Origin of the sequence: Collinsella aerofaciens (genome assembly GCF_040910185.1) — a bacterium.
GTDB lineage: Bacteria > Actinomycetota > Coriobacteriia > Coriobacteriales > Coriobacteriaceae > Collinsella > Collinsella aerofaciens_BF.
The window spans coordinates 71,696-82,541 of sequence record NZ_JBDGBA010000008.1 but is presented as its reverse complement, the minus strand read 5'-3'; the positions used below and the strand labels follow the sequence as shown (position 1 = coordinate 82,541).

7 protein-coding genes are annotated in these 10,846 nt (G+C 60.7%); 2 read left to right on the top strand and 5 right to left on the bottom strand.

Annotated features, from left to right (window positions below):
* The 3 genes from AB5Z54_RS04960 to kdpA form a co-directional block, all read right to left on the bottom strand.
* The coding region (locus AB5Z54_RS04960) for a potassium-transporting ATPase subunit C (protein WP_368160604.1) at positions 1–457 on the bottom strand (457 nt) is incomplete at its 3' end.
* Between the two features lie 12 nt (positions 458–469).
* Positions 470–2,524: a potassium-transporting ATPase subunit KdpB gene (gene kdpB, locus AB5Z54_RS04955; RefSeq protein WP_368160601.1), complete on the bottom strand. Its 2,055-nt coding sequence runs from the start codon at positions 2,522–2,524 to the stop codon at positions 470–472.
* Between the two features lie 16 nt (positions 2,525–2,540).
* Complete coding sequence (gene kdpA / locus AB5Z54_RS04950; RefSeq protein WP_368160598.1) at positions 2,541–4,364, bottom strand: potassium-transporting ATPase subunit KdpA; 1,824 nt, start codon at positions 4,362–4,364, stop codon at positions 2,541–2,543.
* A gap of 334 nt (positions 4,365–4,698) precedes the next feature.
* Here kdpA and AB5Z54_RS04945 point away from each other — a divergent pair, with 334 nt between their 5' ends.
* Positions 4,699–7,434, top strand: coding sequence for an ATP-binding protein (locus AB5Z54_RS04945; RefSeq protein ID WP_368160595.1), 2,736 nt, complete (start codon positions 4,699–4,701; stop codon positions 7,432–7,434).
* Positions 7,427–8,131: a response regulator gene (locus tag AB5Z54_RS04940; protein ID WP_368160592.1), complete on the top strand. Its 705-nt coding sequence runs from the start codon at positions 7,427–7,429 to the stop codon at positions 8,129–8,131. Before AB5Z54_RS04945 ends, AB5Z54_RS04940 begins: the two co-directional genes overlap by 8 nt.
* Before the next feature lie 185 nt (positions 8,132–8,316).
* Here AB5Z54_RS04940 and AB5Z54_RS04935 read toward each other — a convergent pair whose 3' ends face one another.
* On the bottom strand, positions 8,317–8,517 hold the full coding sequence (locus AB5Z54_RS04935) for a hypothetical protein (protein WP_035136858.1): 201 nt from the start codon (positions 8,515–8,517) through the stop codon (positions 8,317–8,319).
* A gap of 174 nt (positions 8,518–8,691) precedes the next feature.
* On the bottom strand, positions 8,692–10,846 hold a 2,155-nt coding region (gene feoB, locus AB5Z54_RS04930), incomplete at its 5' end, for a ferrous iron transporter B (RefSeq protein WP_368160589.1).

The window sequence follows — 10,846 nt, the reverse complement described above, 5'->3', positions numbered from 1 at the left end:
TCGCCAGGCGCGGTACCTGGTACTCGGCGGCATCGGGGGAGATCTCCGGGTCGAGGCCGGACCCCGAACACGTCACCAGGTCGACGGGCACAGCGTCCATATCGGCATCGGGGTTGGCAGCGCGGATCTTCTTCACGCGCGCATCAATCAGCTGCCGATACTCCTCACTCGACGGGGACAGGTTGGACGGGGCACCATACGCCATGAGCTCGCCATCTTCGCCTTCGACAATTGACACGTTCTGGATACGACCCCACATGTGGGCTTCATCATCGAAGTTCTGGCCGATGAGCTCGGAACCCACAACCTTGCCGTCGACCTTGATGAGCGAACCATTCGCCTGATACGGGAACGCAACCTGGGCGATGCCGGTCACGACGAGCGTATAGCCCAGGCCGCAGACAACGGTAAACAGCGCGAACACGCCCAGTGCGCGCGATGCAACACCTTTGAACATACAAACCTCCACTTACATAATGCCGCAGAACGCGAGCAGCATGTCGATGAGCTTGATGAATACGAACGGGGCAACGATGCCGCCCAGGCCCCACACGAGCAGGTTGTGGATCAGCAGCTGTCCGGACGGTACCTCGCGGTACTTAACGCCCTTCAGCGCGGCCGGGATCAGCGCGACGATAACGAGCGCGTTATAGATGATGGCCGAAAGAACCGCGGACAGCGGGCTTGCCAGACCGAGGATGTTGAGCGCGCCAAGGCCCGGATAGATCGGCGAGAACAGGGCCGGGATGATAGCGAAGTACTTCGCCATGTCGTTGGCCACCGAGAAGGTCGTGAGCGAACCGCGGGTCATGAGCAGCTGCTTGCCGATACGCACAACCTCGATGAGCTTGGTAGGGCTGGAGTCGAGGTCGACCATGTTGCCGGCCTCCTTGGCAGCCTGGGTGCCCGTGTTCATGGCCACGGCGACATCCGCCTGCGCCAGCGCCGGCGCGTCGTTGGTGCCGTCGCCGGTCATGGCGACCAGGTGCCCCTCACGCTGGAACTCGCGGATCTTCTCGAGCTTGCCTTCAGGGGTGGCCTCGGCCAGGAAGTCGTCAACGCCGGCCTCGGCGGCGATTGCCGCGGCGGTGAGTGGGTTGTCGCCCGTCACCATGATGGTCTTGATGCCCATCTTGCGCAGGTCGGCGAACTTCTCCTTAACGCCGGACTTGATGATGTCCTTGAGGTACACAACGCCCAGCACGCGGCAGTTCTTGGTCACGACCAGCGGGGTGCCGCCGGCCTTGGCGATGCGCTCGACGGCCTCGTCGCACTCCTGGGAGAACACGCCGCCGGCTGCCTCCACATAGGTGCGCACGGAATCGGCAGCGCCCTTGCGGATCTCATTGCCCTCGTAGTTCACACCGGACATACGCGTTGCTGCGGTGAACGGGATGAACTCCATACCCTTATCCTCGAGCGTGCGGCCGCGCAGACCGAACTGCTCCTTGGCGAGCACGACGATGGAACGGCCCTCGGGGGTCTCGTCGGCCAGCGAGGAAAGCTGGGCGGCATCGGCCAGCTCCGCGGGATCGACGCCATCGACCGGGATGAACTCGGCGGCTTGGCGGTTACCCAGGGTGATGGTGCCGGTCTTGTCGAGCATGAGGATGTCGACGTCGCCGGCGGCCTCGATGGCGCGGCCGGACATGGCCAGCACGTTGGCCTCGTTCAGACGGCTCATACCGGCGATGCCAATGGCGGACAAAAGGGCGCCGATGGTAGTGGGAGCCAGACACACGAGCAGCGCCACGAGCGTGGTCACGGCCGTGGGGTTGACCATGTCGTTAAGACCGACCGAGAAGTAGGAGTAACAATACAGGGCCAGCGTGACCAGGATAAAGACGATAGAGAGGGCCACCAGGAAGATCTCCAGAGCGATCTCGTTAGGGGTCTTCTTGCGCGCGGCACCCTCGACCATCGCAATCATCTTGTCCAGGAAGCTTTGGCCGGGCTCACTGGAGATCTTGACGATGATCCAGTCGGACAGCACCGTGGTACCGCCGGTAACGGCAGAGCGGTCGCCGCCAGCCTCGCGGACCACGGGGGCGGACTCGCCGGTGATGGCGGACTCGTCAACGGAGGCAGCGCCCTCGATGACGTCGCCGTCGCCGGGAATCTGCTCGCCGGCGCGTACGATCACCAGGTCGCCGCGCGTGAGCTCGGTGCCGGGAACGACGGTGAAGTGCTCCTTGTCCTCAACGGACTCGATGCGATGGGCCTCGACATCCTTCTTGGCCGCACGCAGGGAATCGGCCTGGGCCTTACCGCGGCCCTCGGCAAGCGCCTCGGCGAAGTTCGAGAACAGGTCGGTGAGCCACAGGATGACCGCGATGGCGACCACATAGTAGGTGGGCACACCCGCGTCCTGCACACCGAAAATGGAAGCGACGGCCAGGACGGAGGTCATGACGGCGGAAAGCCACACCAGGAACATGACCGGGTTTTGAATCTGGACGCGAGGATCCAGCTTGGCAAACGAGTCGCGGACCGCGCGGCCCATCATGTCTTTTTGCATAGTCATAAATCTGCGCCCTCCTTTACGCAATCATCTGGAAGAACTCGGCAACGGGGCCAAGCGCCAGGGCCGGGAAGAAGCTCAGGGCACCGATCAGCAGAACGATGAACACGAGCAGGAATACGAACATGCCGTTGGTGGTAGACAGGGTACCGGCGCTCTCGGCGACCTTACCCTTCTTGGCCAGCGAGCCGGCGATAGCCAGCGTACCGATGATGGGCATGAAGCGGGCGAACAGCATCTCGAGGCCGAGCATGACGTTGATCCAGGGAATGTTGCAGTTCATGCCTGCAAACGCCGAGCCGTTGTTGCCGCCGCATGAGGTGAAGGCATACAGCACCTCGGAGAAGCCGTGCGCGCCACCATTGTTGAGCTGGTCGGCAAGACCGGGCACCATGCAGGCAATGGCCGAGCACACCAGAATGGCAAACGGAGTTGCCAGACACAGGACAACTGCCCAGCGCATCTCGCCCGGCTCGATCTTCTTGCCCAGGAACTCGGGCGTGCGTCCGACCATGAGGCCGGCGATGAACACTGTGAGGATGGCGAAGCCGATCATGCCGTACAGGCCGCAACCCACGCCGCCGAAGACGACCTCGCCCAGAGCAATCTGGAGCATCTGGACAAAACCGCCCAGCGGGGTGTAGGAGTCGTGCATGGAGTTAACCGAGCCGTTGGAAGCAGCCGTCGTGAAAGCGGACCAGGTGGAAGAGGAGGCGATACCGAAACGGCTCTCCTTGCCCTCCATGTTGCCGCCGGCCTGGCCGTCGGTCATCTCGATATTGACCGCTCCGCCATCGGCCAGCTGCGGGGTGCCCGCATGCTCGTTGGCGGCAATGATGCCGGTGAAGATCACCAGCAGGATAAACATGGCGGCAAAGATGGCCTTGCCCTGCTTGGTGTTTTTGACGCCGATACCGAAGGTGAAGCAACAGGCGGCCGGGATCAGCAGCAGGCTGGTCATCTCGATGATGTTGGTGAAGGCACTGGGGTTCTCATACGGATGAGCGGAGTTCACGCCGAAGAAGCCGCCGCCGTTGGTGCCGGACTGCTTGATGGCGACCTGAGGAGCCGCGGGACCCTGGGGCAGGAACTGCTCGGTGACCACGCGCGCACCCTCGACAACCTTGCCGTCGACCTTGACCGTGTCGCCCTCGATCTGGGCGCCGTCGATGACGCTCCAGCCGCCGTCTGCATTAGGCTGGACAGCGACGGGCTCTACGAGCTCAGCCTTCTGAGCCGGCTGGAAGTTGGAGATGACACCACCGGCAGCCAGGCAGATGCCGAACACAAGGTTCAGCGGGATGAGCACATACAGGACGGCGCGAGTGAGGTCGACCCAGAAGGAACCCAGACCCTGCTCCTTGACCTGACGGAAACCGCGGATGAGCGCGAACATGACCGCAATACCGGTGCCGGCGGACAAGAAGTTTTGCACGGTGAGGCCCATGAACTGCACAAAGTAGGACAGGGTGGTCTCACCGGAATAGGATTGCCAGTTGGTGTTGGTTATGAAGGAAGCAGCCGTATTAAACGACAGGTCCCATGACACACCCGGCAGGTGCTGGGGATTGCCTGGCAAGAAGGACTGAAGCGCCTGGAGTGCCACAAGAGCCACGAGGCCGATCCCCGAAAAGACCAGCACGCTCGCCAAATAGCGTCTACACCCCATCTGCTCTGCCGCGTCGATGCGAAGCAGACGATAGACGCCACGCTCCACAGGAGCAATCACAGGCGACAGGAACGTATGCTCACCATCCATGATATGGGCCATGAACCGACCGAGCGGAACGGCCAGGACGACGAGCACGGCAAAGTACAAGATGTACTGAATCGCAGCCTCCATAGTTTACGAATCACTCCTCATCAGAATGTAGATGTAATAGATAAAGAGTCCAATGCAGACGACTCCGATGATGGGAATGAGGATGTCCATTTACCGCCCCTTTCACGCGCGGTCCGATGTCTCGGACGCCTGCTCTCGCAAGCGTCTGGGGACAGTAAACGCTTCTAGGGATTAAAGAGGCGTGAGGGCCGGGGCTCACGTCCTTAAGATGCCGTAAAGATGCAGGTAGAAAGCACTATTGCGGCAGCAGTGCGCCTATACTCGACCTCGCGAGCATACAGTGGCGTCCTCGCCGCGTATGCACGCATGGACAACGCTTCAGAAAGGCTACGCTATGCAGCGCGACGCATCGGACACTCGCGTCAATCCAGACCTCATCCTCAAGGCAATTGAGAAAGACGAGGTCGCCGATGACGCTCGAACCAGCCGGGGACACCTCAAGATTTTCTTTGGCTACGCTGCTGGCGCAGGCAAAACCTATGCGATGCTTCAAGCCGCCCACGCCGCCGAGCGGCGAGGTGTCGACGTCGTCGCGGGATACATCGAGCCGCACGAACGTCCGGCAACTGCCCATCTTGCACAAGGGCTTGAGAACGTGCCCTGCAAACTCATCGAACACAACGGCATTACGCTCAACGAGTTCGATCTAGATGCGGCTATCGGGCGCGCCCCTCAGCTCATCCTTGTCGACGAGCTTGCCCATACGAATGCGCCGGGGTCTCGCCACGACAAACGCTATCAAGACGTCGAGGAACTTCTACATGCGGGCATCGACGTCTATACGACCGTGAACGTTCAGCATATCGAGAGCCTAAACGACATGGTTGCATCCATCACCGGCGTTGTCGTGAGCGAACGAATCCCCGACCGTATCTTCGATGATGCCGACCAGGTCGAGCTCGTCGACATAGAGCCCGAAGACCTACTTGAGCGCCTTCGCGCCGGCCTCGTCTACCGTCCCGCACAAGCCGACCGAGCGCAGCAACATTTTTTTACCGTCGAGAACCTCACCGCACTCCGAGAGATCGCGCTGCGCCGCTGCGCCGATCGCACCGGCCACCTCACAGACGCCGCACGCGTGCTGGGAAACCGTGACTACTACACCAAGGAGCGTATCTTAGTCTGTGTCTCCCCGGCGCCGACCAATCCCCGCATCGTCCGTGCCGCCGCACGCATGGCGAAAGCGTTTCGCAGCGAGCTCGTCGCCCTGTTCGTAGAGAGCCCGCGCACGCAAGCCATGAGCGATGACGAGCGCGCCAAGCTTGCAGCCAATATCGCCCTAGCCGAGCAGCTCGGAGCACATATGGAAACCGTCTATGGCGACGACGTCGCGTTTCAGATCTCCGAGTTCGCGCGCCTGTCGGGTATTTCGAAGATCGTCATGGGGCGCACGGGCGAGCGCAGCAGCGTCCGTCAGACCCTCTTCGGCCGCAAATCTCTCGTAGAACAGCTCATAACATTCGCCCCGAACCTCGACATTTACATCATTCCAGACCAGTCGACTCCGCCCTCCCGGCCCAAAGGACGCCGCCGTGCGCTCTCTCTGCAGCCGCCCAGCAGCCGAAACGTACTTCGCACGCTGGCCCTCTCTCTTGTCGCCACGGCAATCGGCACGGCTTTCCGCCATCTGGGATTTGCCGATTCCAGCATCATATCCCTCTATATCCTCACGGCCCTGCTGACCGCCGTCACCACGACGGGGCGTATCTGCACGATCGTATCGAGCGTGCTCTCTGTAGTGCTTTACAACTTCTGCTTCGTCACGCCTCTGTTTTCGCTCGCCAGCTACGACCGAAGCTATCTGGTCACGTTCGGCATCATGTTCGCTACCGCTATGGTCGCCGGCGAGTTAACTGCGCGCATCGCCGACAACGCCCGTACCTCCGCCGAGAACGCATTCAAAACGCGCGTACTCCTCGAAACGAACCAGCTCTTGCAGCAAGCCCATAGCGCGGAGGAGTGCGCCCGCGTCGCCATGAACCAACTCATCAAACTGCTAAAACTCGACGTGGTCTTCTACACCGCCGAACACGGCACGCTCGGCAAGACGCTCTATGAGTCCGCTGGCACCGAAAACCGATCCGCGACGCTGCTCACCGACTACGAGCGCGCCGTTGCAACCTGGACCTATACCAACAACAAGCGCGCGGGCGCAAGCACGCGGACCCTGCCTGAGGCGCGCTGTCTCTACCTCGCGGTTCGCACCGGCGACAAGGTATTCGGTGTCATCGGCATCGACCTGGAGGGGCGCGAGATCGAAGCCTTCGAGCATTCGATCGTCCTATCTATCGTAGGTGAATGCGCCTTGGCGCTCGAAAGCGACCGGGCGGCGCAAGAGCGCGAAGAAGCTGCGGTCTTGGCGAAAAACGAGCAGCTGCGCGCCAACCTTTTGCGCTCCATCGGCCACGATTTGAGGACACCCCTCACGGCTATATCCGGATCTGCGGCAATCCTTCGGAAGAGCGACGAGAAGCTCAGCCTCGAACAACGCTGCGATCTTGCCGATGCCATCTACGACGACTCCCTCTGGCTTATCGATACCGTGGAGAACCTCCTCGCCATCACACGCGTCGAGGACGGCACCATTCGCCTCAACTTCACATCCGAGCTCATCGACGAGGTCATCGAGGCTGCCCTCAGCCATGTCGCCCAAGCATCGCATGGACGTGCCGTCACCATCGAGCACACTGACGACATCCTGCTGGTACGCATCGACGTCCATCTCATCATGCAGGTGCTTACGAATCTCATCATGAACGCCTTCAAATACACGCCCGAGGACTCGACTGTCACCATCAGCGCACGTCGCGAGGGTGCATTCGTCGTGGTGGACGTCGCAGACGATGGGCCGGGTGTGGCAGACTGCGACAAGCCTCATATCTTTGAGCGCTTCTTCACCTCAAGCAATACGCAGCCCGTGGATTCGCGTCGAAGCATCGGCCTTGGGCTGTCGCTCTGCCGCTCCATCGTGGGGGCGCATGGCGGCGTCATCGAGGTTCGCGACAACCACCCCCATGGGGCCATCTTCCGTTTTACCCTGCCCGCCGAGGAGATCGAGATTCATGAATAATGCCGCTAAGCCACGCATCCTCCTGGTCGAAGATGACCTGGCCGTTCAAAACCTCGTTTCGACCGCGCTTGACCTCCACGGCTATGTCGTGAGCAAGGTTTGTAACGGCCAGGCCGCCGTCATGGATGCGGTGTCGCACGGCCCCAGCCTCATCATGCTCGACCTCGGCCTTCCCGACATTGACGGTATCGAGGTCATCACGAAGATCCGAAGCTGGTCGGCAGTCCCCATTATCGTCATTTCGGCGCGCACCGAAGATTCCGACAAGATTGCAGCGCTTGACGCAGGGGCAGACGACTACCTCACCAAGCCCTTTTCTGTGGATGAGTTGCTCGCGCGCGTCCGTGCGAATTTGAGGCGCTCCTCGATGGCGTCGAGTGAGTCGACAGAAGCAAGCACGTTCGACAACGGTCCGCTGCATATCGACTACGCCGCGGGATACGCGACGAAAGACGGACGCGAGCTCTCGCTCACCCCAACCGAGTACAAATTGCTCGTCCTTCTGGCGAAAAACGTCGACAAGGTGCTCACCCACACCTTCATCACCCGCGAGATATGGGGCACGAGCTGGGACAGCGATCTGGCGAGCCTGCGCGTGTTCATGCGCACCCTGCGCAAGAAGATCGAGGCAGACCCCTCTCACCCCAAGATGATTCAGACGCACATGGGTGTCGGGTACCGCATGCAGCGTCTCTAGCCCACCCCACAAAAAGTTGCGGTGGAATACGGAGTAGATAAGGCCTTTGACAGCCAAAACAGTCCGTATTTCACCGCAACTGATTTAACGATACCCAAAATTACTCTTCAACTCGCCGCGCTCTCCCCCAAATGCACAAAGCGCCCCGCGAACGAATGCCCGCGGGGCGCTTGGATGTTCGGACCTTATTTGATACCGCGGCCCAAGTCTTCGGCGATTTTGTCTACGCCCTTAAGTGCGGCACAGGTCTTTTTGTTGGAGCAATGCCCCGTGCAAACGCCACCCTGAGCGCAGTCGGCGCAGGTGCCCTTGCGGTAGATGCGCACGCATACCGCGACAAACGCAATACCGATAACAGCCAGTACAACAATATCGATAGGTGCCATAGCAAGCCTCCTCTAGTTAACCACCACTTACTTTACCCCATTCTCCACCTACCAAAAAGGGACAGGTTTATTTTGGTTGGTTTTATCTGCGGAAACGCCACATCTCCCTACCAAAAAGCCCGAGTGTCGCTGGGACACCCGGGCTTTCGGAAAGGGGTTGATCCTTATTCGGACTTAAGCGGAAACTGCGGCGGAAGCAGTGTTGGTCTCGTCCTCATCGGTCCATGCATGTTTGGGCATGGGACGGAAGATCTGGAAGAGCATCGCGACCAGCAGCACGATGGCCACAATCGTCCAGATACCAAACTGTCCAAGGACAAGCAGGTTGTAGAACTGGTTGATGAACAGGCCGATCACCCAAGCGAAGGCGCACTCGTAGCCGATGGCAATCGCGGTCCACTTGCCAGAGTCCATCTGGTTGCGGATGGTGCCAATGGCGGCAAAGCACGGAGCGCACAGCAGGTTGAAGGCGCCGAAGGCAACGCAAGCGCCCATGGTGGGGAACATGCCGGCAAACGCGGTCCACAGGCTCGGGTCGGTCTCGCCCGCGTCGGCGACGGACAGCAGCGAGCCGGCGGTGGCGACGACGTTCTCCTTGGCGACGAGGCCAGAGACGGTCAGTGCGGTTGCCTGCCAGGTGCTAAAGCCGAGCGGGGCGAAGATCCAAGCGACCAGGTTGCCGAGCATGGCGAGCACGGAGTAGTCCATGAACTCCTCGGGGATGCCGTCCATCGCAGGCAGGAAGCCAAAGGAACCGTTGTAGCTACCAAAGTTGGACAGGAACCAAACCACGACAGTGGACGCGAAGATGACCGTGCCGGCCTTCTTGATAAAGGCCCAGCAGCGCTCCCACACGTGCAGCGCCCAAGAGCGGATCGCCGGGAAGTGGTAGGCGGGAAGCTCCATAACGAACGGCGTCGGGCGACCGGCGAAGAGCTTGGTCTTCTTGAGCATAAGGCCCGAGGCGATGACGGCAAAGACGCCCAGGAAGTAGAAGAGCGGGCTGATCCACGCCGCGGTGGTGGAAGAGTCGCCGATGATGGGACCCATGAGCAGGGCGATGATCGGCAGCTTAGCGCCGCAGGGGATGAACGTGGTAGTCATGACCGTCATGCGGCGGTCCTTCTCGTTCTCGATGGTCTTGGTAGCCATGACGCCGGGGACGCCGCAGCCCGAAGACACGAGCATGGGGATGAACGACTTACCGGACAGGCCAAAGCGGCGGAACACGCGGTCCATGATGAAGGCAACGCGGGCCATGTAGCCGCAGTCCTCCAGGAAGGACAGCATCACAAAAAGCAGGAACATCTGCGGCACAAAGCCGAAGATGGCGCCCAGGCCGCCGACGATACCGTCACAGACGAGCGAATCGACCAGGCCACCGTCCTCGGTGCCACCCGCCACAAGCGCGTCGTGGACCATGGTGGTAATACCCGGAACATACGGGCCATACTGCGCCGGGTCGACCGAGTCAGCGTCATCACCCGCGGCCTCGACAGCCTCATCGTAGGCGTCGCGGCCCTGGCCGAGCACATACCAACCGTCGGTACCAAAGAGCTGGTCGTTGGTGAAGTCGGTCACCGTGCCGCCCAAGGTAGAAACGGCGATGTAGTACACGCAGAACATGATGACGACAAAGATCGGCAGGCCCAGAATACGGTTGGTAACCACGCGGTCGATCTTCTCGGAGGTGCTCATCTTGGCCGGGGCCTTGGTGAGACACTCGTCGATGATGTGCGCGATCACGCCGTAGCGCTCACCGGTGATGATGGACTCGGCGTCGTCATCGCAATCCTGCTCGCACTGGGCGACCAGCTGCTCTACGCGAGCAGCCTTCTCCTTAGTGAGGTTGATGAGCTTGCAGGCGTCCGCGTCGCGCTCAAACAGCTTGACAGCGTAGTAGCGGCGCTTGTTGGCGGGAACGCTCGCCGGAAGGTTGTTCTCGATGTGGTCCAGAACGTCCTCGATGGAGGAATCGAACTTGTGCTCCGGCACCTGGCCCTTGGAAGCAGCAGACTTCTTTACCTGCTCGAAGAGCTCCTTGATGCCCTTGTTCTTAAGAGCCGAGATCATCATAACCGGGCAACCGAGCTTCTTGGAGAGCTTGTCCGTGTCGATCTTATCGCCGTTCTTCTCGACCAGGTCGGCCATGTTGAGGGCAACGACCACGGGCAGGCCGGTCTCGATAACCTGAAGCGCCAGGTACAGGTTACGCTCGAGGTTGGTGGCATCGACGACTTGGACGACAACATCGGGCTCGCCGCTCATGAGGTAATCGCGCGAGCATTGCTCCTCGGGGCTGTAGGGGGAAAGCGAGTAGATGCCAGGG